Origin of the sequence: Butyrivibrio fibrisolvens (assembly GCF_037113525.1) — a bacterium.
GTDB classification, from domain to species: domain Bacteria; phylum Bacillota; class Clostridia; order Lachnospirales; family Lachnospiraceae; genus Butyrivibrio; species Butyrivibrio fibrisolvens.
The window spans coordinates 147,029-168,768 of the sequence record NZ_CP146963.1; the positions used below are offsets into that span (position 1 = coordinate 147,029).

At 40.7% G+C, this 21,740-nt stretch carries 17 protein-coding genes; 13 read left to right on the forward strand and 4 right to left on the reverse strand.

All coding sequences use genetic code 11. The features are described 5' to 3' along the window. The first annotated feature begins 97 nt into the window (after positions 1-97). From WAA20_RS00600 to WAA20_RS00650, 11 genes are all read left to right on the forward strand, one after another. Complete coding sequence (locus WAA20_RS00600; protein ID WP_073388857.1) at positions 98-1,594, forward strand: PLP-dependent transferase; 1,497 nt, start codon at positions 98-100, stop codon at positions 1,592-1,594. A 30-nt stretch (positions 1,595-1,624) separates the two neighbouring features. Continuing rightward, complete coding sequence (locus WAA20_RS00605; protein WP_073388859.1) at positions 1,625-2,218, forward strand: guanylate kinase; 594 nt, start codon at positions 1,625-1,627, stop codon at positions 2,216-2,218. A 65-nt stretch (positions 2,219-2,283) separates the two neighbouring features. Then, the gene (locus WAA20_RS00610) at positions 2,284-2,724 is read left to right on the forward strand and encodes a YaaR family protein (RefSeq protein ID WP_073388860.1); all 441 of its coding nucleotides are present in this window, start codon (positions 2,284-2,286) and stop codon (positions 2,722-2,724) included. A 140-nt stretch (positions 2,725-2,864) separates the two neighbouring features. After that, a complete protein-coding gene (locus WAA20_RS00615) occupies positions 2,865-3,953 on the forward strand; it encodes a DNA polymerase III subunit delta' C-terminal domain-containing protein (protein ID WP_338802731.1) in 1,089 nt (362 codons plus the stop codon). A gap of 7 nt (positions 3,954-3,960) precedes the next feature. After that, positions 3,961-5,376 carry a stage 0 sporulation family protein gene (gene ricT / locus WAA20_RS00620; RefSeq protein ID WP_081373897.1) on the forward strand — a complete coding sequence of 472 codons (1,416 nt, stop codon included), beginning with the start codon at positions 3,961-3,963 and terminating at the stop codon, positions 5,374-5,376. Between the two features lie 17 nt (positions 5,377-5,393). Beyond that, the gene (locus WAA20_RS00625) at positions 5,394-6,167 is read left to right on the forward strand and encodes a tRNA1(Val) (adenine(37)-N6)-methyltransferase (protein ID WP_073388863.1); all 774 of its coding nucleotides are present in this window, start codon (positions 5,394-5,396) and stop codon (positions 6,165-6,167) included. A gap of 118 nt (positions 6,168-6,285) precedes the next feature. Continuing rightward, a complete protein-coding gene (gene rsmI / locus WAA20_RS00630; RefSeq protein ID WP_073388865.1) occupies positions 6,286-7,179 on the forward strand; it encodes a 16S rRNA (cytidine(1402)-2'-O)-methyltransferase in 894 nt (297 codons plus the stop codon). 213 nt (positions 7,180-7,392) lie between these two features. After that, positions 7,393-8,691: a glycoside hydrolase family 27 protein gene (locus WAA20_RS00635; protein ID WP_073388866.1), complete on the forward strand. Its 1,299-nt coding sequence runs from the start codon at positions 7,393-7,395 to the stop codon at positions 8,689-8,691. A 372-nt stretch (positions 8,692-9,063) separates the two neighbouring features. Further along, positions 9,064-10,677 carry a phosphoenolpyruvate carboxykinase (ATP) gene (gene pckA, locus WAA20_RS00640; protein ID WP_073388868.1) on the forward strand — a complete coding sequence of 538 codons (1,614 nt, stop codon included), beginning with the start codon at positions 9,064-9,066 and terminating at the stop codon, positions 10,675-10,677. 173 nt (positions 10,678-10,850) lie between these two features. Next, positions 10,851-11,324, forward strand: a complete 474-nt coding sequence (locus WAA20_RS00645; protein ID WP_073388870.1) for a restriction endonuclease — start codon at positions 10,851-10,853, stop codon at positions 11,322-11,324. A gap of 168 nt (positions 11,325-11,492) precedes the next feature. Then, positions 11,493-12,863, forward strand: coding sequence for an MATE family efflux transporter (locus WAA20_RS00650; protein WP_073388871.1), 1,371 nt, complete (start codon positions 11,493-11,495; stop codon positions 12,861-12,863). A gap of 383 nt (positions 12,864-13,246) precedes the next feature. Here the strand turns inward: WAA20_RS00650 and WAA20_RS00655 are convergent, their stop codons facing one another. The 4 genes from WAA20_RS00655 to WAA20_RS00670 form a co-directional block, all read right to left on the reverse strand. Next, positions 13,247-14,131, reverse strand: a complete 885-nt coding sequence (locus WAA20_RS00655) for a hypothetical protein (protein WP_073388873.1) — start codon at positions 14,129-14,131, stop codon at positions 13,247-13,249. 80 nt (positions 14,132-14,211) lie between these two features. Then, complete coding sequence (locus tag WAA20_RS00660) at positions 14,212-15,627, reverse strand: hypothetical protein (protein WP_073388874.1); 1,416 nt, start codon at positions 15,625-15,627, stop codon at positions 14,212-14,214. A gap of 110 nt (positions 15,628-15,737) precedes the next feature. Further along, the gene (locus tag WAA20_RS00665; RefSeq protein ID WP_073388876.1) at positions 15,738-17,225 is read right to left on the reverse strand and encodes a hypothetical protein; all 1,488 of its coding nucleotides are present in this window, start codon (positions 17,223-17,225) and stop codon (positions 15,738-15,740) included. Between the two features lie 435 nt (positions 17,226-17,660). Continuing rightward, positions 17,661-18,542: a LacI family DNA-binding transcriptional regulator gene (locus WAA20_RS00670; protein WP_073388877.1), complete on the reverse strand. Its 882-nt coding sequence runs from the start codon at positions 18,540-18,542 to the stop codon at positions 17,661-17,663. Positions 18,543-19,200: 658 nt separating this feature from the next. Here WAA20_RS00670 and WAA20_RS00675 point away from each other — a divergent pair. Together WAA20_RS00675 and WAA20_RS00680 are read left to right on the forward strand one after the other, a co-directional pair. Then, the gene (locus WAA20_RS00675) at positions 19,201-19,977 is read left to right on the forward strand and encodes a hypothetical protein (RefSeq protein WP_073388879.1); all 777 of its coding nucleotides are present in this window, start codon (positions 19,201-19,203) and stop codon (positions 19,975-19,977) included. Continuing rightward, positions 19,970-21,685, forward strand: a complete 1,716-nt coding sequence (locus WAA20_RS00680; protein WP_073388880.1) for a glycoside hydrolase family 13 protein — start codon at positions 19,970-19,972, stop codon at positions 21,683-21,685. Before WAA20_RS00675 ends, WAA20_RS00680 begins: the two co-directional genes overlap by 8 nt. Positions 21,686-21,740 lie beyond the last annotated feature (55 nt).

The window sequence follows — 21,740 nt, forward strand, 5'->3', positions numbered from 1 at the left end:
ATCAGCACAAGACATTGTCTTGTGCTTTTTTATTATTTGACATAGAGAATATGGTATAATTTAAGGGTTAAATACGTTTAGATTTGTGGAGATACCTTTGGGAGAATTATGGGATAAGCTGACAGAGCTGTCGAATAGTGATATGTATCCTTTTCACATGCCTGGGCACAAGAGAAATATTGATACTGGTATGAGTACAGATCTCTTTTTTGATCGTGATATTACAGAGATAGATGATTTTGATAACCTTCATGATGCCAGTAGCTTGCTATATACCTGTCAGAAGAGGGCTAATGATCTGTATAAGGCGGGGGAAACCTTTTTCCTTGTAAATGGATCTACATGCGGCGTTCTATCGGCTGTATCGGCTGTGGCAGGTGATGGAGATACAATCCTTACAGCAAGGAACTGCCATAAGTCTTTATTTCATGCAGCATATCTTCGTAATCTCAACTTAAAGTATTTGTATCCTGAGAATACCTCCGGATTTGGTTTTTGCGGACCTGTATCACCTGATGATGTAGCTGATGCACTTATGAATAATACAGAAGTTAAGGCTGTGTTTATCACATCTCCGACTTATGAGGGTGTATATTCTGATATCAGGAAGATTGCTGATATTGCTCATTCTCATGGATTGCCTCTCATAGTTGATGAAGCTCATGGAGCTCATCTTGATATAGCAGAGGGGATGCCGGAAGGAGCTATAGCCCAGGGAGCAGATATTGTAATACATAGTCTTCATAAGACGCTTCCATCAGTTACCCAGACGGCTCTTTTACATGTTAACGGTGATCTGGTCGATAGAGACAGACTTAAGAGATTTCTAAGGATCTATCAGTCAAGTAGTCCTTCTTACCTGATGATGGCTTCAATAGATGACTGCATAACTTATATGATGCAGCATGGAGATGAATATGCTAAAGCTCTTTTGTCATATCATGATCAGATACTGGACGTGGCAGGAAGATTAAGGCATCTGGAAGTGCCGGGGTATTCAGTAGTTAATGATCCATGCAAGATTGTCATCTCCTGTAGGAATACATCGATAACCGGAACGCAGCTGTACGATATATTAAGGTCCAGATACGGCTTACAGCCCGAAATGGCATGTGAAAGCTATGTTCTTATGATAATCACTGGTATGGATACGCAGAAGGGCATAGAGAGGCTTATAGAGGCTCTGGAAGATATAGATGGTGCGATAGAGTCAAAGATAGATGAATTTGATTCTGAGACAGATCATGAATTGAATCCTGATTGCATTTCTGAAGGGTATTTCGAAAACGATCACGAAGTGAATACTAAAGATAATTCTGAAGCCAACAATGAATCCGATATCAGACACGAAAGATTGACCAGAAGTATATCTCTTCGCAATGCCTGGGACAGGGAACATGAATATATACCACTGGACAGTGCGCCAGGGAGAGTAGCAGGAGACTTTGTTAATCTGTATCCTCCGGGGATTCCACTCGTTGTACCGGGAGAAGAGATTTCTGCAGATCTTATCAAAGCTATAAAAGAAGACCTTGATAAAGGACTTAATGTTCAGGGAATAGAACAAAAATCATTAATAAGGGTTGTAGTGTGACAGGCTACAGATGCCCGGAATGAGGAATAAATGGGTAAAATAGTTCTGCTCATGGGAAAGAGCACAACAGGCAAAGATACTGTATACAAGAACCTTCTTGAAAGAAATACATGCAATCTTAAAAAGGTTGTTTTATATACTACAAGACCTATGCGAGATAAAGAAGAGAATGGAGTTCAGTACTTCTTTTGTGATGAAGAGGGTTATCAGAAGTTTTTGAATGACCGAAAAATAATAGAAGGACGAACTTATGATACATGCTATGGTCCATGGCGTTATTTTACTGTAGATGACGGTCAGATCGATCTTGAGTCAGGAAGCTCTCTTATGATCGGCACAATTGAAGCGTATGAGTCCATGGTCAGATATTTTGGTAAGGACAAGGTAGTTCCTGTTTATATCGAGATCTCAGACAGAATCCGCTTAGAGCGTGCTATGCACAGGGAAAATAAGCAGGAGCACCCCAAGTACGATGAGATGTGCCGCAGGTACCTTGCAGACGAAGAGGATTTTTCTGAGGAAAAGATCAAAGCGGCAGGCATAACAAGACGATTCAATAACGAAGGCACAATAGACCATATTCTCGACGAGATAACAGAGTATCTTAAAGAGATGGATGTTTGATAAAGCAGAATTTTAGTGAAGGAATCTTTGCTTAATCTGATAACTCTTGAAAAGGAGGTGCCAGGATGGATATAAAGATAGGTCAGGTCGGGCAGACGCAGCAGGTGCAGGCGCCTGAGGCTACCCAGCCTATTGATGATCAGTTCAAATTCACACTGGCCTCCAAGCTTGAAGACACAACTCTTGCTGACCGCCTCACTACTATGATGCAGGACATTCAGCAGCAGGGTAAGCTTATAGGCAAAAAGCACGACATCAGAGACATGCAAAGATACAGGAAGCTTATAAAGGAATTCCTGAACGAAGTCATCACAAGGTCACATACTTTTTCCAGAGAGAACTTTTTGGACAGAAAAGGAAGACACCGCGTATATGGCATAGTAAGGCTGGTTAATGAGAATCTGGATGCCCTTACACAGGAACTTTTTAAGGACGAAAAAGACCATATCGCCATCATGGGGAGAATTGGCGATATTGAGGGTCTGATCCTGGATATTTTTACATGAAAAAATAAATATCTATCCAAAGATTTTTGAAATAATAAAAAGTCTTTGAAAAGAAAAGTGATTTTGAAATTATATGTTTTGATTTGAAATGATCATTTAAGGTCAGATCGAATGGATGTGATTATAAAAAATCAGATTTGATGATCTTAACTTGTGGTCACAAGGTTATAGAAAGAGGACTGGGAATGGCGGATTTTGCCGATATCATCGGACAAAAGCAGATGATAGACCATCTGCAGAATGCGCTGCGTACGGGAAAAGCATCGCATGCATATATAATTACGGGTGAGAAGGAGTCTGGTAAGGAGTTCATTGCAAGGATCTTTGCTAAGACGCTTATGTGCAGCGACAGGCATGAAGACTATGGTCTTATTGAGCCTTGCCATAAGTGTCATTCCTGCATTCAGGCAGATAGCGCCAGTAACCCCGACATAATAACTGTCACACACGAAAAGCCTAACACTATCAGTGTTGATGAGATTCGTGCGATCTGTGATGACGTTGTTATCAAGCCTTACGTGGGTCCTTACAAGATCTATATTTTCCCAGATGGAGAGAAGATGAATATCCAGGCGCAGAATGCGCTTCTAAAGACGCTGGAGGAGCCTCCGTCTTATGTTGTTATGTTGATACTTACTGACAATCTGGACGTCTTCCTTCCGACTATTTTATCAAGATGCGTGGTGCTTCCCATGAAGCCGGCGCCTGATGAAGACATTAAGCATTTCCTCATGAAAGAGTATCACACGCCGGATTACAGGGCTGATCTGTGCGTCTCCTTTGCCAGAGGTAATGTTGGTAAGGCCATCCTTCTGTCCCAGAATGAAGACTTTGAGAGGATGAGGAAGCAGACCTTTAGCCTTTTGCAGAAGATAAGTCGTAAAGAGCTTCACGAGATCCTTGATCTGGTCAAAGAGATTGAGACACCGCAGGATGAGAGCGGTAATGCAGAGAACGTCGACAAGAAGGAAGTAATATCCGATTTTTTGGATATGCTGTTGTTCTTTTTCAGGGATGTGCTTGTGTACAAGGCGACGGAAAGTGACGGGGGCTTGATTTTCGCAGGCGACCTATCGTATATTAGAGATACGGCTGAAAAGTGCACTTTTGAGGGCTTAAATAGCATAGTGGAACTTATCAGCAAGACGAGAAGAAGAATACAAGTTAACGTTAATCCCGACATTGCGGTAGAGATGCTGATGATCGGTATTAAGGATAATATGAAATGAGGTTAAGATGACCAGAGTTATAGGCGTACGCTTTCGTACTGCCGGAAAGATATATTTTTTTGATCCGGGAGAATTAGAAATTAAAAGAGGCAGCCATGTTATCGTGGAGACTGCCAGAGGTATAGAATACGGAACAGTTGTGGCTCCGGCTTATGACGTTGAAGATGACAAGGTTGTAAAGCCCATCAAGACTGTAATCCGTATTGCCAACGAGACTGATGAGAATCAGGAGAAGACTAACAGAGAGAAAGAGAAGGAAGCTTTCAAGGTTTGTCAGGAAAAGATCCGCAAGCACGGCCTTGATATGAAGCTTATTGATGCTGAGTATACTTTTGATAACAATAAGATTCTCTTTTACTTTACAGCAGACGGAAGAATCGATTTCCGTGCGCTGGTCAAAGATCTTGCTGCTGTATTCAGAACAAGGATCGAGCTTCGCCAGATCGGTGTAAGAGATGAGACCAAGATAATCGGAGGATATGGTATCTGTGGAAGACCACTTTGCTGCCACTCATATCTTTCTGATTTTGCGCCTGTGTCTATCAAGATGGCCAAGGAGCAGAACCTGTCCCTTAATCCGACCAAGATCTCAGGTGTGTGCGGAAGACTTATGTGCTGCCTCAAGAACGAAGAAGAGGTCTATGAAGAGCTTAATAAAAAGCTTCCTAAAGTTGGTGACATCGTAAGAACAGATGACGGTTTTGAAGGTGAAGTTGCCAATGTCGGTGTCCTTCGTCAGACAGTTCGTATTCTTGTTGATGTTAATGACGAGAAAGAAGTTCACGACTATACAGCTGATCAGGTTCATTTTGTAAGAAAGAAGTCTAAGCATGGTAATGAACCTAAGAACGATAAGACTGAAGAAGTGAGCCTTGAAGAGCTTAAGGCCCTTGAAGATATGGGTACAAGCGGTGACCTTGATAGTGAGGATGGCCAGGAGCAGGGCGGCCAGAGAAATCAGGGCAGAAACAACAGAAACCAGGGACCAAGAAATAACAGACCTGGAAAAGGCGATAATAACAGAAACAATAACAGAAATAATGACAATAGATCTGTAAACAGAAACGGCGATAACAGAAACTCTGAAAACAGAAATTCCGATAATCGTGGCGGCGATAACAGAAATTCTGATAATAGAAACGCTGATAATCGCGGAGACAACAGAAATAACGATAGCCGAAACGCTGACAATAGAAATACAGATAATCGTGGCGATAACAACAGATATAATGACAATAGGAACGCTGACGGCAGAAACGGTGGCAGAGATAACAATGGCCAGAATGGCAATAACCGCGGTAATGGCCAGGGCGATAACGGCGGTCATAATAATGGCGGTAGAAATAATAACCGCCATAACAACAGACATGGCAACAGACGCCCTAACCAGAATGGAAATGGCCAGCAAAATGATAATCAGTAATATCTTAAGAGGTTAAGATGGAAGTAGAATTAAAGCCAGGTGAAAGGATAGATGATCTTCAAAGAGACGGACTACGGATAATACAGGATCCGGAACGTTTTTGCTTTGGGATGGACGCTGTTCTTTTGTCTGGCTTTGCTACTGCAGCAGATCCGGTCAAAGGAATAGTGGTTGGAAACTCGATGGAAGGAAAGCGTGTACTTGATATGGGTACAGGAACAGGCATCCTTCCAATTCTTTTGTCATCAAAAACAAAAGCATCAGAGCTTATAGGACTTGAGATACAGGAAGACAGCGCTGAGATGGCAAAGAGGAGTATAGATCTAAATGATCTTTCACCAAGGGTTTCTATAGTATGCGGGGACATTAAGGATGCAAGTAATATATTTGGAGCAGCATCTTTTGACGTGATAACCTGTAACCCTCCCTACATGATAGGAGGTCATGGACTTCAGAATCCGGATTCGCCAAAGGCTATTGCAAGACATGAAGTTATGTGTACTTTTGAAGATATAGCGACTCAGGCAGAAAAACTTTTAAAGCCGTCAGGAAGACTATTCCTTGTTCACAGGCCATTTCGCCTTTCGGAGATAATGGTGACACTGACAAAGCACAGACTTGAGCCTAAACGTATGCAATTGGTATACCCTTATATCGACAAGGAACCTAATATGGTTCTTATCGAAGCGGTAAGAGGTGGAAAGCCAAGGATCACTGTTGAAAGACCCCTGATAATATATAAAGCTCCCGGAGAATATACTCAAGAAGTGTATGATATCTATGGGTATTAAGGTTTTAGAAAGATACCATAAGTCATAGCTTTTGGAATGAAGTGATACAACATAGATTATTGATTCATAGATTTCAGTAATTTATGATTACCTACAAAATATAGAATAGATAAAAAATATGAATGATAATACAAATATTGCAAATACAAATGGTAAATGCGGAATGCTGTATTTATGTGCAACTCCCATAGGTAATCTTAAAGACATAACAGCAAGGGTTTTGGAAACTCTGAATATGGTTGATGTCATAGCTGCAGAAGATACAAGGAACAGCATACATCTTCTGACTCATTTTGACATACATACACCTATGACAAGTTATCATGAATACAACAAGGTGGATAAGGCCTATTACCTTATAGATCAGATGAAGGAGGGCAAGAATATTGCCCTTATTACCGATGCCGGAACCCCCGGAATATCTGATCCCGGAGAAGTTCTAGTAAAGATGTGCCATGAAGCAGGAATTACTGTTACATCCCTTCCGGGACCTGCCGCATGCATTACAGCCCTTACTCTTTCGGGACTTCCTACAAGAAGATTCTGCTTTGAAGGATTCCTTCCGGGAAGTGATGATAAGAAGGCGAGAAAAGACATCCTTGAAGATCTTAAGGATGAGAGCCGTACCATGATCATCTATGAGGCTCCTCATCATTTAAAGGTTGCTCTTGCAGATCTGTATGAGACGCTGGGTGATCGCAAGATGGCTATATGCAGAGAGCTTACCAAGAGATTTGAAGAGGTTATCCCTACAACCTTAAAGTCTGCGATAGATTATTATAATGAGAATGATCCAAGAGGCGAATATGTAATGGTCATTGAAGGAAGAAGCCTTAGCGATCAGAAAAAAGAAAATCAGCAGGAATGGCTTTCCATGTCCATAGAAGAACATATGGAATACTATGAAAGTCAGGGCGTATCCCATAAGGATGCCATGAAGAAGGTTGCCCAGGACAGAGGAATGCAAAAACGTGAAATTTATCAGGCGCTTCTAAATAACAAGAACTCTTAAAAAGATATTTTTGAATCAAAGATTCTAAAAATATATTAAAAGAACAGATTATAAGATTATAAATATATAAAAGCAAAAAGTATTAGATACAGGAAAACTATTGAATACATTTTGTGGCAAAAGTTATTTACATTGTTGTTGCAGTCATACTCAATATTACATAAATGATATTAAAAAATGGATAATTGATTATTCAAAGCTGGAAGGAGCAGTATGTCAGAAAAACATGTAGCAAAGTATCCTCCTATGGGATGGAACTCATGGGACTGCTATGGAGCAAGCGTATGCGAAGAAGAGCTTCTTGGTAACGCTAAGTACATGGCAGAGAACTTAAAGGAATTCGGATGGGAATACGTAGTATGTGACATTCAGTGGTCAGAGCCAACAGCAGATTCCTGCTGGTATCACAAGTTCGCAGAACTCAACATGGATGAGTATTCAAGACTTATCCCTGCAGAGAACAGATTCCCATCATCTAAAGGTGGACAGGGCTTTAAGCCTATAGCCGATCAGATCCATGATATGGGTCTTAAGTTCGGCATCCACATCATGCGCGGAATCCCGCGTCAGGCAGTTCATAGAAATACCAAGATACTTGGAACTGATAAGACAGCAAGAGACATAGCACATCCTGCATCTATCTGTGTATGGAATACAGATATGTACGGAGTTGATGCAAGTCAGGAAGGCGCTCAGGAATACTATGACTCTATTTTTGAGCTTTATGCACAGTGGGGCGTTGACTATGTCAAGGTTGATGACCTTGCAAGAGTTGACGTAGGACCTGATGCACCAGGCGCTGGCTTTTCTGAGATAACACTTATCAAAAATGCAATCGAGAAGTGCGGAAGACCTATGGTCCTTAGCCTTTCACCAGGACCTGCAAGAGTAGACCAGAAGGATTTCCTTTTGGAAAATGCCAACATGTGGCGTATGACAGATGATTTCTGGGATAAGTGGGAGCTTCTTTACGGCATGTTCGAAAGAGCAGAGGCCTGGCAGGGAATAGGATGCAAGGATCACTGGCCGGATTGCGATATGCTTCCTCTTGGTCACATCGGAGTAAGGACTACACCTGACAGACACGATGACAGGATGACAAACTTCACCCAGGATGAGCAGAAACTTCTCATGACACTCTGGTGCATATTCAGATCTCCTCTTATGTTTGGCGGAGAGCTGCGCGACAATGATCCGTTTACACTTTCTCTTCTTACTAACAAAAAGCTCCTCGAGATGCACCGCGACGGACGTAAGGCTCGTCAGATCTCCAGGAAAAAAGATATAGTAACCTGGATGTCCAAGACCAAGGAAGGCAAGAAATACCTTGCGGTCTTCAACTTGAATGATGAAGTCAAAGAAACAAAGCTAAAGTTTGAAAACTATGGTTTTGATAAAGATGAGAAGGTAAAATGCACAGAGATCTGGTCAGGAAGAGAAGGAAGCCTTGAAAACGGGGACAAAATAGCTCTTAATCCTCATGGATGCATGTGTTTCGAGATCGAGGCCTGATATCATAAAACAATATTCTTTTGATAGAAATAATATATAGACTAACAAAATCTATAAAAAATGCCGATATAATATTCGGTGAATGTCCTTGTGAGACGTTAACTACTGCTAACGTTCCACATGCTGAAAATACAAGGAATTTTACAAATATTTAACTTTGTATTTCAGATTTTATGATGACATTACCTTTAAAACCATGTATAATGACGGATGTAGATTGGTAAACTTTTATCATACTAATCTTTATGCTGCAAAATCATTTTGTAGCTAACGATTGAATTTGTGATAGGTTATCAGACACAATTTTCGTGTGGAAATTCATTCCGCACTTCAACCGCAAATTTTTAATTGTCCATAAAGGAGGCTTAAAAAATGAGCAATGTAGATTTAACACAGTACGGCATCACCGGAACAACAGAAGTAGTTTACAATCCTTCTTATGAGCTCCTCTTCGAGGAAGAGACTAAAGCAGGTCTTGAGGGATACGAAGTAGGTAAGAACACTGAGCTTGACACAGTTAACGTTATGACTGGTGTATTCACAGGACGTTCACCTAAAGATAAGTATATCGTTATGGATGAGAACTCTAAGGACACTGTATGGTGGACAACAGAGGGATACAAGAACGATAACCATCCTATGACAGAAGAGACATGGGCTACAGTAAAGGAAATCGCTAAGAAAGAGCTCTGCAACAAGAGACTTTTCGTAGTAGATGCATTCTGTGGTGCCAATGCAGATACAAGAATGGCAGTTCGTTTCATCGTTGAGGTTGCTTGGCAGGCTCACTTTGTAAAGAACATGTTCATCGTTCCTACAGACGAGGAACTTGCAAACTTCAAGCCTGATTTCGTTGTTTACAACGCTTCAAAGGCTAAGGTTGATAACTACAAAGAACTTGGACTTAACTCTGAGACATGTGTAGCATTCAACATCACATCAAGAGAGCAGGTTATCATCAACACATGGTACGGCGGAGAGATGAAGAAGGGTATGTTCTCAATGATGAACTACTACTTACCTCTTAAGGGCATCGCTTCTATGCACTGCTCAGCTAACTGCGATATGGACGGTAAGCACACAGCTATCTTCTTCGGTCTTTCAGGAACAGGTAAGACAACTCTTTCTACAGATCCTAAGAGACGTCTTATCGGTGATGATGAGCACGGTTGGGATGACAACGGTGTATTCAACTTCGAAGGTGGTTGCTACGCTAAGGTTATCGGTCTTGATAAAGAGTCTGAGCCTGATATCTACAACGCTATCAAGAGAAACGCTCTTCTTGAGAACGTAACTGTAGCAGATGACGGAAAGATCGATTTCGATGACAAGTCAGTTACAGAGAATACTCGTGTATCATATCCTATTTCACATATCAACAACATCGCTGCTGAGGTTAACAAGGTTTCTGCAGGTCCTGCAGCTGACAACGTAATCTTCCTTTCAGCTGATGCATTTGGAGTACTTCCTCCAGTATCTATCCTTACACCTGAGCAGACTCAGTACTACTTCCTGTCTGGTTTCACAGCTAAGCTTGCTGGTACAGAGAGAGGTATCACAGAGCCTACACCTACATTCTCAGCTTGCTTCGGTCAGGCATTCCTTGAGCTTCATCCTACAAAGTACGGTGAAGAGCTCGTTAAGAAGATGAACGCTAACGGCGCTAAGGCTTACCTCGTTAACACAGGTTGGAACGGAACAGGTAAGAGAATCACAATTAAGGATACAAGAGGTATCATCGATGCTATCCTTAACGGTGACATCAAGACAGCTCCTACAAAGAAGATTCCTATGTTCAACTTCGAAGTTCCTACAGAGCTTCCTGGTGTTGATCCTAAGATCCTTGATCCTAGAGATACATACGCTGATGCTTCTGAGTGGGAGACAAAGGCTAAAGATCTTGCTGGAAGATTCATCAAGAACTTCGAGAAGTACACAACAAACGATGCTGGTAAGGCACTCGTTGCAGCTGGTCCTCAGCTCTAATTAGTTATTTCTTGTAATAACTTAATAGAAATAGTAATTATCGCCCCTAATTCTTGTGATTAGGGGCGATTTTTTGTGTTATGCAAAACTAATGATAGAAAAACCTGCACCGGATGCGGATTTCGTGATAACATAGTTTGGTAAGATAAAATACTTATTTTTAGGAAGTGACAATGCTAAACATCGAATTAACCCCCGACATGAAAGTATATATCATACTGCTTGCGGCACTTATATGCGTTGTAGTACTTGTGCTTATACTACGTAAGTTCAAGACGCCAAGGCCGCCGCTTGTAGATGAACTTGAAGGTCATGATTTTGAATACTACTGCGCTGATCTTCTCAAGATGAACGGATTTGCCAAGGTTGAAGTAACCAAGGGTTCCGGAGATTTTGGTGCAGATATATTATGTGAAAGAAATGGCATAACCTATGCCATACAATGCAAGTGTTACGATAAGGATGTCGGAGTTCATGCAGTTCAGGAAGTATATGCTGCCAAGGACTATTATGACAGGATGGTGGCAGCAGTACTTTGTAATCAGTACTTTACAAGTCCTGCAGCCATGATGGCAGATAAGCTTAATGTCATGCTTTGGGACAGAGATTATCTTGATATGTTACATGCTAACTGCAGTAGTAAGTAAGAATTGTCTAGTTGATGAAGAAGATAAGAGAAGTATTGTTATAGTTTAGAGATGAGAGGAAGTACATTGCCTCTAGCTGATTACAAAATATTATATTGAATAAAGTAAGTTAAAAGATCTTTTGGTCTTTAGGATATACGACTTAGGTATATTATAAACGGGATAATAATGAAAAAAGTAGATTTTGAAAATGGCAGAGTAGGTCACAATATCGCCATGGTCGCACTTCCAATGATGGCGGCGCAGGTGCTGAGCCTTCTCTACAATATTGTAGACAGGATTTATATTGGAAGGATTCCGGTTACAGGAACACTGGAACTTGGAAGTATCGGACTGTGTTTTCCTTTTATAACGCTGATACTTGCCTTTACTAATCTGTTTGGTGCGGGAGGCTCACCTCTTTTTTCCATGGCTCTTGGAGGTGGGAACAAGGAGAAGGCCGATACCATATTGAGTACAGCGTTTACACTTCTGGTTTCGACGGCGATTGTACTTACAGTGATACTGGAAGTATTCGCCGAGCCGATGCTGTATCTGTTCGGAGCATCAGATACTACGATCGTATATGCATTGCCGTATCTCAGAATATATGTGACAGGAACTGTCTTTGCCATGGTAGCCACCGGCATGAATCCATTTATAAATGCCCAAGGATACTCGTCGTACGGAATGAGAACTGTAATGATAGGCGCAGTTTCCAATATTGTGTTGGACCCTGTTTTTATCTTTGTATTTGGAATGGGAGTAAAAGGGGCAGCAGTTGCTACTGTCATAAGCCAGTTCTTCTCAGCTGTTTTCGTTATCAAATTCCTTACCGGGAAAAAAGCTGATTTTGGAATTAGTAAAGATACCATTCATAAATTTAGAAGTAGTGAAGCCTTAAGAATCACAGCGCTTGGTATCTCTAGCTTTGTAATGCAGTTTACAAACAGCCTTGTTGCGGTCGTTTGCAATAATGTTCTCAGTACCTTTGGCGGAGATATCTATGTATCTGTATATACGGTAATCTCAAGTGTAAGACAGATCCTGGATGTTCCGATTGGTGCTATAAGCGACGGATCGTCTCCTGTAATAAGCTTTAACTACGGAGCCAAAAGATATGACAGGCTCCTTAAGGCAATTCGCCTTTCTATAATAGCAGGGACCGCATATACCTTTTGTATGTGGATATTCATCCTGGCATTCCCGCATTTTCTGGTGCATATCTTTACTTCGGATAAGGATATAATGCCACTTGCAGTGTCCGGACTTCGTTTATATTTTGCGGCATTCGTGTTCCAGTCCCTTCAGTATGGCGGCCAGTCCGTATTTAAGTCGCTTGGAATGAACAAGAAGGCTATATTCTTCTCGTTATTTAGGAAGGTCGTGCTGGTAGTACCTCTTACCATGCTCCTTCCATATATCGTAAATCCTTCTGTTAACGGAGTATATCTGGCAGAGCCTATATCGAATATCATTGGCGGAATGGCGGCGTTTACGACCATGATCCTTACGGTATATATACCTTGCAGACGTAAGGTGGCGCAGGCTAACAAATGATAAAAATAGATAAAAAACCAGTAAGATAAGCTTTTTATCTAACTTAGTCATGGAAATGAAATTTAAAAAAGTTATTGAAGCTGTATTGAAGTTTTTGTTGAAGTGCTATTGAAGTTTTTATTGAAGTTGTATTGAAGTAGTTATTGAAGTACTTCAACAGGAGGATGTAAGCATGTTTTTAGAGCAAATCCTTAATGGTAATGCTTTTGAAAGCAAAGAAATTGAAGTACTTCAATGTAATGAGCAGTAAGTATAGGAAGAAGTTGTTAATAAAACAGTGCAAATACAAGGAGAGTCTGCTTTGAACAGACTCTCCTTTAAATTAATATTATAATTATTTCTAACTATATCATTCAGTAGTTACTGTGGGTAATATAGTACTGTTATTTGAGCGCCATATAATTACTATAATCATAGGAATTAGGTGATATTTTGCTTTCGGCATAGTAGAAACTGTTTTGCTCGGCCCAGCCACCAATGACTTGTGTTTGCGGATCAAAATCTCTGGGAGTATGAGAGGCAGTATATTCACTTGTTCTGTCATTTACCAAGTATCCGCCTGCCATTGCATAAGTGACAATTTCTTGTGGTTTACCGGCATTTTGCACAGTCCAGGTAACAGTACCTTCTGCATAGCCGTTAACATAAGGATAACTATATGTGGATATTCCTTCTGCCCTATAAGTATTACCGGCATAATAAGATGTTGTGGAATTTTCTATTCCAGTAAATTTATCTTTCGCATACACGCCTGAAGTTTCTGAAACTTTTTTATATTGGCCAGTTTCTTCTGCTGTATAACTTTCATTGCCCTGTCCGTTAGGATAATCGTCTTCCCAATATCCATAGAATGATCTGGTAAAAGTATAAGAAGCATCTTTATAGGTCTTATAGATAGAGCCATGCCCGTGCCTATTAAAACCAACAAATTCACCATAATAAATTGTATAGATGCCGTACTGATAGTTTTCTGCTACCAGACCATCCTGTCTGTAAATTCCAACACCTGTACCAGTTCCACCTTTTGGATCATCCGGAACATATATATCGATACCGTCAGCATCAGCCGCCATATATGCAGCAATGGCGCCTGAATAGTAGAGGGTATTGGCATATGATGTATCTCCAACAATGAGAGTATTATACAGATAGTCCATATCAACAGTGGAGGTTTGCGTTGCATATACTCTGCCCAGTCCACTAAGGGCAATGGTAAGAGTAAGAGTCATTATAGTAGCGATGACAATTTTAATGATTCTCTTTGTCATAGGCAGATCTCCTTTTTGAAACTACAGAATCTTTTTGGAGATATCTGTATTAGGTGAAGATTTTGGGAGTAGCTTAAAAATCATACATCCGGTTCTTCGATCTTATCGAACTCATCAAATCCAATATATTCAGTTACGATAGTGCAGGTTGTTACTTCGGTATCATCAATTCCCATCATGCTATAAACTATCTGATCGCCAACTTCAGGCATATCGATCACAACAGTTGATGGAAGGAAAGTATCGGCATCAATATAGATAGTTACATGTGAAGTGACATCTTCATAGTCTGCTTCTTCTGAAATATATGCACCTGCAAGGAAGAACTGTGTATCTATTGCAAGCTTAAGATCATCACCTGACAGATCCATATCCATAACGTAGAATTCGCCTTCATCTTCTTCTACGATTTCAGGTTCTACTTCATAATCGATAGAGCCATCTGCAAGTAGTTCGAAGAACTCGAAGCTATAAAGATGGTCAAGGTATTCGGAAACTTCAGCAAGGTCACTGTCATCATCGTCAAGGTCTTCGATTTCCCAGTCTTCTCCGTCTTCTCTGTAATATGCTGTGGTCTTTTTGCCACTATTTATAATGCATATTTCATTTGTCATGGTATAGTCGCCGTCGGAAAGGCCAAGGGCTTCACTTACAATGCTTTCGTTCATTGTTACATGGCATGAAGCTTTTTTGCCAAGGGTTGCTTCAAGTTCATGATCCATTAAGAGCTTCATGTCATAAGATTCGCCGTATTCGGTTACTTCCATTTCGATTTCGAATACGGATCTTGCAGAGTAGGAGGTTACTTCTTCTAAAGCTTCATATACGGATACAGCAAGATCTTCAGGAATTTCCGGCTCTTCGCCAATTTTGCAGAAGCTCTTTTCTATTTTTTCCATATCCTTGAAATATGAATGCTTGGCATCTTCCTCTTCCATGAGCATGAGGCAGTACACATCAACATCTTCCTTGTCGATGAAAACTGAGATTCTTACATCATTATCGCCATAGATCTCGCCTGTGAAGCTGAAGGTGATAGCAGGATTGCCCGCAATCTTTGTTTCTGTTGATTCTGTAAGGTTTTCAAAATCCTCGCCTTCTGTAACTCCTTCTCTGAAGTAATCAAGGACTTCATACTCGTCTTCTTCTGTGAGGGTCTTAAGCTCAGAAGATGATACATAGTCAAGAAGAGATTCTTTGAGCACCATGAACATAGGAATGTCATCTTCCTCTTCGATAAAATAGTAAATGGCATCGGATTCATCGTCTTCGTAAGAAACGCAGTCTTCCCAGGAATCCGGGAGTTTGAAGGTATAGTTTCCGAAAACTTCTACATCGTCCAGATCATCATTTTTTACGTTAGTATCATCTTTCTGGACTGATGAGCCACCTTTTGCAAGAGCTGTAGTACTTGCTGCCGGAAGGAGGAAGCTTCCCAGAATAAGGGCAGCAGCTGTAATGACTGAAATGGATTTTTTGATATTCATTTTCTTCATTTGTTAACCTCATGTCGCGAGTGAAACGAGTGACTAATGGCCTAAGTGGTGGAGCTCGCGATACCACTTTGTGAAGTTTGAAAATAGTATTTTTTCAAACTTACTCTCCTTTACTTAGAAAAAGATGCTGCGATATAATCCAGATCCATGAGATAAGAAGGATCAGAATCTTCGTATTCCATGATCATCAGTTCATATATATATTCGTTGTCCATAAAGATGGCCATGCGGATATCGTCATCTTCATATAAGGTTATGGTTGCGCTGTAAATGATAGCCGGATAACCTGCGATAGTTATTTCTTCAGAATCAGTAATGTTCCTGGCATCAATATCATACGAGAAGACCCATTCCTTGTAGGATTCAAGGTATTCAATAGCTTCCTCGTCAGTAAGTCCATATATCTCATCGTCAAAGATATCTTCTATATTCATGATGGATATAAAAACTGCAGGAAGATCATCTTCATCCTCGCCGTAGAAGTAGATTCCATCTTCATATACGTCAGCTTCGCCCCAATACGCCGGGATATCAAAGGTATAACCATTAAAAGTGTAGGAAGCTATATCGGCAAACTCTTCGTCTGTCACTCCCAGGAAAATATCGTCAAAGTATGCATCTATAATACTTCCTGCATACCGGATAGCGTGAAGCTGAACTCTTATGGTAGCTGTTTTCTTTGGTATTGTAGCAGTAATAGTATGTCTGCCCCACTCGATATCCTGGTGCTCCTGGTAGTAGGATTCAATCTCTTTTCCTTTAGAATCCAGGAAAATAAGCTCAAGACGTGCAAGGTCAATAGGAGTTTGATCAAAGTTTGCGATCATAGCGCTCAAAACAGCTGTTTTACCAATATCATCAGAATCTATATCTACGTCCTGATAGATGTAGGTATCTTCTGAAGCACCCTCACTTGGCCATGCAAAGCATTCGCCGTCTGTAGCTTCATGATCAGTAGTATCAGGATCTGTTCCCCAGAGTTCATCCGGATCTTCCCAGCCTTTAAGACCTTTCTCAAAGCTTGGATTAGTCAGGAGATTCTCTCCGTCAAGGAAAGAGAGGGACGTATTATTATTAGTTTCAGTTCCTCCGCTTATACCTCTGATCATGCAGATTCCCTTATTATCTGTGTCATAGGCATATGACCAGGTAGAAAGATTAGAGTCGTACAGATAATAGGTACCCGGTTCCAGAGTTACATAAGGGAAAACGTACCAGTTAACATTTTCTCTGCCGCCCTGGCCTTCTTCTGCCTGTACATCCCAAGGGCCATATACATAGCCATCTTCAGATTCTATCCATACATAAGCGCCTTCCCATTCATCGATAGATTCTCTATACCAGTGATAAGTCCAGATACCTGTGATAGTTGTGGTCTCTTCAATCTCAAATACAACGTCCTCTGCCGGGCCGCTGTATACGCCAGCAATGCTGGTATTGTCATATATGACCTCGCCGGTTCCGTAAAATTGATCTCCAAGAGTCATTTCATCCGGAGATTCTGCACGGGCAGTAAAAGAAAAAAGCATCATCCCTGTTGTGGTAAGGCACAATAAAAGAGATGCTGCTCGTTTAAAGAAGCGATTGTTTAATTCCATAGGCGGCCTCCTTGTCGTGAAACAATCCGGGTGTTGCATGGACTTGCATAATGGCGGGGGCAGATACCACTGATATAATCCTCGAGCTACCTTGCCACTCGTCGTAGGGGCTGTGGTAGTACGCATTAGGATTGTCGGAAACGTAAGGCTTTATTACGCTTCAACAAACGATGCCCCTGAACACTCCTCGTACGGATGACGCTCGAGGATTATATCAGTGGTATCTGCCCAATCTACGTTATTGCTTCTCCCCAAAACAAAAGGGGAGGATTGGAGAAATATGTTGAGAATTCCTCAAAAAGGGATTCTAATAATATATCGGTGTAGTGGAAGGGATTATGAATAAAGAAAAATAATGTTGGAATAGTCAGAATATTAGGGATATTCGAAAAAACCTATCCATTCAGGGATGAATGGATAGGGCGCTGTGAAAAGTTAGCAGATTTTAAAATCATGTGTAATATCGAATTTCTGTTCGAAGGCATTGAGCATGATGTTCATAGTCATATTAGCCTTACGATCGATATCGTTGTGTATTAGCTTTGCCTTTAGGCCAAGCTCTTTGTGTTCTGTTTGGTAAGAAATAACAGCAATATCTTCCTGGTTTACGTACTGGCTTAATATAAGTGCTAGGTATGCACCGTTTACAAGGACTTTTTTGCCTTTGAGCTTTTTAAGAAGTTCCTCATTGCACTCAGAGAAAATAAGTGCGTGTCCATGTGGGACTATTGAACAGATGTAGTCCTGGTATTTCTTGTTATCATAGGCATCGGTCAATAGATAATAGTCAGGTCCGAGTGTCTGGCAAGCTTTAGTTCCTAATGTGTGCATATCTGTATATACCTGATAGAAGAGGAAATCGTTGACTATCATATCCATACAGATGATAGGAACGAAGTACTTATCTGCCATGCGCTTAAAGTCTTTCTCAGGGATATCTATTGCAATGATTCCATCCAGCATGCGGTTGGGAGCACTGTCTGCGTCGTCGCTGTTAAAGGGGATAATGATAGTGCTGTAATTCATCCTGCTGAATCTCTCTACAAGCAGGTTTACAAGGTGCATGATCTCAAGATTTCTAGATGGTGAATCTTCTCTGACATGGTATATTATTCCAATCATATTGTTCTTGCCGGTAGCAAGACTCTTGGCTTCATGGCTTGGAACATAGTGAAGGAGATTGGCCATCTGAAGGACTTTCTTCCTTGTCTCTTCACTGATCTTCTGGCCTTCTTTATTATTCAAAACATATGAAACCGTAGCAACAGATACCCCTGCTGCTTTAGCTACATCTTTAGCTGTAGGCTTCTTGTCCATGTATCATCAACCCCCTGAAAGTGGTAATTACGCTAATTGCATATAAAAAGGTTGTTGCTAGTAGTTTATAAACCACCAGCAACAGGAATCTGTATGGTCGATATATTATTTCTATGCAAGATTAGCTACTTAATTTGCTAGGTAAAGTGTGTTCGGTATTCGTCTAAATATAGGATTAACTTAATACCATAGAGTATATCGCGAATAATTCGGCACCTCAAACACATCTTGTTAACTTAACCGCTTAAATAAATCATACAAAGCATCCTTAAAAAAGTCAAACCTAATACTTAAATAAGGCTCTATGCATCATTGAGCTGTAAATGTAAGATCCTAAATTGGTGCAGATGCATTTCGAGATGCGATAAGTAAAGGAAGGACTGGGATAAATAAAATCATAAGCCGATTTTGAAAATAATCTTAGATTTTTCTTAGGATATTAGGAGCTGAAGTATAGCATGTCCACGAAAGCGGATAATATCCTTAGAAAAATCAAGATTATTTTCACATGAGGCTTATGATTTTATTTATCCCAGCCCTTCCTTTACGTCCCTCAACTTACATGCACCTAAAATAAAATTGACAGCCGGCAAAATATGTGCTATGGTTCACTTAAACGGTTAAGTTAACATATTAAGTAAACATATGGAGGAAGGTTATGAATAAGAATTTGGTTAGGCTTGTAACAGGAATTTCATGTATAACTCTTGCTTTTGCATCTATGGTTGGATGCTCAGGCAGCAGCGCCGGTGCAGGAAGTGCAGAGGGTACATCCCAGGATACTGCAGCTACAGCAGAGCAGATCACTGTAACCTTTATGGAAGGCGATACAGAGCTTGGCAGTGCAAGTGCGAATAAAGGCGAAGTTTTAAGTCCTGATTCATATGCATCTTTCGAATCTAAAGACGGTTCCGAATTCCTTGGATGGTTCGAAGCACCTTCTTTTATCGAAGCATCAAGAAAAGACCTTACAACAGATACTTTTGAAGAAGATACAACTCTGTATGCAAGCTTCAGTGCCAAGGAGCTTACAGAGGACACAAGAAAATGGTATCTTGCAGGAACATCACAGACAGGACCACTTAAGGACAATGCCTGGGCAGGCGATATCGGACAGAATCTTATCGATAGCTTCGAGCTTGTTCCTACAGGAAATGCTGTCAATGAATTCGCGATCACAATAGATCTTTACGCAGGTGATCAGTTCCAGATAATTGCAGACTGGTCATGGGATACTCAGAAGGGTTTTGGTCTTTTTACAGAGCTTGATGAGACTCAGTTTGAGAGCGGCGGAAGCCTTGGCGGATCAGAGCAGAAGGCTAATGTAAATGTTCTTGTGGATGGTAACTATACAATTACACTTACTACAGATCCTGATAACAGCTCGCTTGATACAGTAGTTGTCGTAAGAAATGGTGATGTGACCAATGAATAAGTATGCGGTGCAACATATCATGGACTCGTCCTACTGCTTTCCGACATCTGAGCATGATATCACTATAAGACTTAGGACGGCCAAAGATGATATCTTAGAAGCCACCATCTTCTATGAGAGCAAATATTTTATTCAACAGCACCAGAATAGTGCAAAGATGCATAAGATCTTTTCGGGTAAAGAGTTTGATTATTACTCGGTAGATCTTCATCTTGAGGATACAAGGCTTGCATATGTTTTCTATTTGTATGATGGAAAAGAGTATAAGTATTTTTCAGAAGATGGTCTTACTGATACCTATGATTACAGTGTAAGCTTTTACAACTTTTTCCAGTTCCCTTATATAAATAAGGCTGACATCCTGCCTATGGTTGACTGGATGAAGACGGCGAGGTTCTATCAGATATTTGTTGACAGGTTCTGCATAGGTGATACGTCCAAGGATATGGGCTATGTTAACCTTAAGTGGGGCGATAAGCCAACTCCTAAGAGCTTTGCAGGTGGCGATATAAAGGGAATTACGCAGAAGCTTGATTATATTAAGAGCCTTGGCGCTAACGCCATATATCTGACGCCTATTTTCAAATCCATATCCAATCATAAATATGACATCAGTGATTATCTGGAGATCGATGAGGATTTTGGAAGCAAGAAGGACTTAAAAGAGCTGGTTGATAAGGCTCATGAAAAGGGCATGCGGATAGTGCTTGATGCAGTGTTTAATCATTGCAGCGACGAAATCGCGCAGTTTCAGGATGTTCTTAATAAGGGAAAAGAGTCAAGGTATTATGACTGGTTCATAATAGACGGCGATAAGCCTGATCAGGACAATGTGAACTACGAAACCTTTGCATCCTGCAACTACATGCCAAAGCTTGATACTTCAAATCCCAAAGTAAGGGACTTCCTTACAGGAATAGCTGTTCACTATATCAAGGAATATCATATCGATGGCTGGAGGCTTGATGTATCAGATGAAGTAAGCCACGATTTCTGGAGAGATTTTAGAAGAGCTGTGAAAAAAGCTGACGAGAATGCAGTCATCATTGGTGAAAACTGGCATGATGCATCTGTGTATCTCAAAGGAGACCAGTACGACAGCATCATGAACTATGCTTTTACAAAAGCGGCTTTGGACTTTTTTAGCACAGGATCACTAGATGCAAAAGGCATGGCAGAAAGGCTCAACGACCTTCTTGCAAGAAACTCTGATACAGTAAATCATATGATGCTTAACCTTCTTGATAGTCACGACACTCACAGATTCTATAGTGAAGTATCAGAAGATGACAGGAAGTTTAAGGCAGCCCTGTGTCTTTTGTATCTTTTTCCAGGCGTTCCATGTATCTTCTATGGAACAGAAATAAAGATACCTGGCGGCTACGACCCTGACTGCCGCAAGTGCATGGACTGGGATAAGGCAGATAAGATCAAGGATACCGATATTTACAGGCTCCTTACAGCACTTGCAGAAATTCGCCAAAAGTATGATTTTAGTAATGCTTATCCTGTGATAACCACTGATGAAAGTGGGGATGTGCTGGAGCTTAGGTATATAATTAGTGATACTGGGATAAATCTTTATATTAATAACACAGATAAAGATGTAGTTTTAATAGATAAGGATAACTGCGTAGAACATAAGATTAGTGCTTACGAAACTTTGATCATTGTAGGTGGTAAAGCATTATTATCTACGTTAAAGTAACTGTTTCTACATGTTTTAGATATTTTTCCAAGGAACAAATAGGATAATGACATTT

Excerpts from the sequence above, each read along its gene's own strand:
- WAA20_RS00665 (WP_073388876.1), bottom strand. The coding sequence starts at position 17,225 with ATGGAATTAAACAATCGCTTCTTTAAACGAGCAGCATCTCTTTTATTG.
- WAA20_RS00655 (WP_073388873.1), bottom strand. The coding sequence starts at position 14,131 with ATGACAAAGAGAATCATTAAAATTGTCATCGCTACTATAATGACTCTT.
- WAA20_RS00670 (WP_073388877.1), bottom strand. The coding sequence starts at position 18,542 with ATGGACAAGAAGCCTACAGCTAAAGATGTAGCTAAAGCAGCAGGGGTA.
- ricT (WP_081373897.1), top strand. The coding sequence starts at position 3,961 with ATGACCAGAGTTATAGGCGTACGCTTTCGTACTGCCGGAAAGATATAT.
- WAA20_RS00615 (WP_338802731.1), top strand. The coding sequence starts at position 2,865 with ATGATCTTAACTTGTGGTCACAAGGTTATAGAAAGAGGACTGGGAATG.
- WAA20_RS00635 (WP_073388866.1), top strand. The coding sequence starts at position 7,393 with ATGTCAGAAAAACATGTAGCAAAGTATCCTCCTATGGGATGGAACTCA.
- WAA20_RS00660 (WP_073388874.1), bottom strand. The coding sequence starts at position 15,627 with ATGAAGAAAATGAATATCAAAAAATCCATTTCAGTCATTACAGCTGCT.
- rsmI (WP_073388865.1), top strand. The coding sequence starts at position 6,286 with ATGAATGATAATACAAATATTGCAAATACAAATGGTAAATGCGGAATG.
- WAA20_RS00610 (WP_073388860.1), top strand. The coding sequence starts at position 2,284 with ATGGATATAAAGATAGGTCAGGTCGGGCAGACGCAGCAGGTGCAGGCG.
- WAA20_RS00675 (WP_073388879.1), top strand. The coding sequence starts at position 19,201 with ATGAATAAGAATTTGGTTAGGCTTGTAACAGGAATTTCATGTATAACT.
- WAA20_RS00625 (WP_073388863.1), top strand. The coding sequence starts at position 5,394 with ATGGAAGTAGAATTAAAGCCAGGTGAAAGGATAGATGATCTTCAAAGA.
- WAA20_RS00650 (WP_073388871.1), top strand. The coding sequence starts at position 11,493 with ATGAAAAAAGTAGATTTTGAAAATGGCAGAGTAGGTCACAATATCGCC.
- pckA (WP_073388868.1), top strand. The coding sequence starts at position 9,064 with ATGAGCAATGTAGATTTAACACAGTACGGCATCACCGGAACAACAGAA.
- WAA20_RS00645 (WP_073388870.1), top strand. The coding sequence starts at position 10,851 with ATGCTAAACATCGAATTAACCCCCGACATGAAAGTATATATCATACTG.
- WAA20_RS00605 (WP_073388859.1), top strand. The coding sequence starts at position 1,625 with ATGGGTAAAATAGTTCTGCTCATGGGAAAGAGCACAACAGGCAAAGAT.
- WAA20_RS00680 (WP_073388880.1), top strand. The coding sequence starts at position 19,970 with ATGAATAAGTATGCGGTGCAACATATCATGGACTCGTCCTACTGCTTT.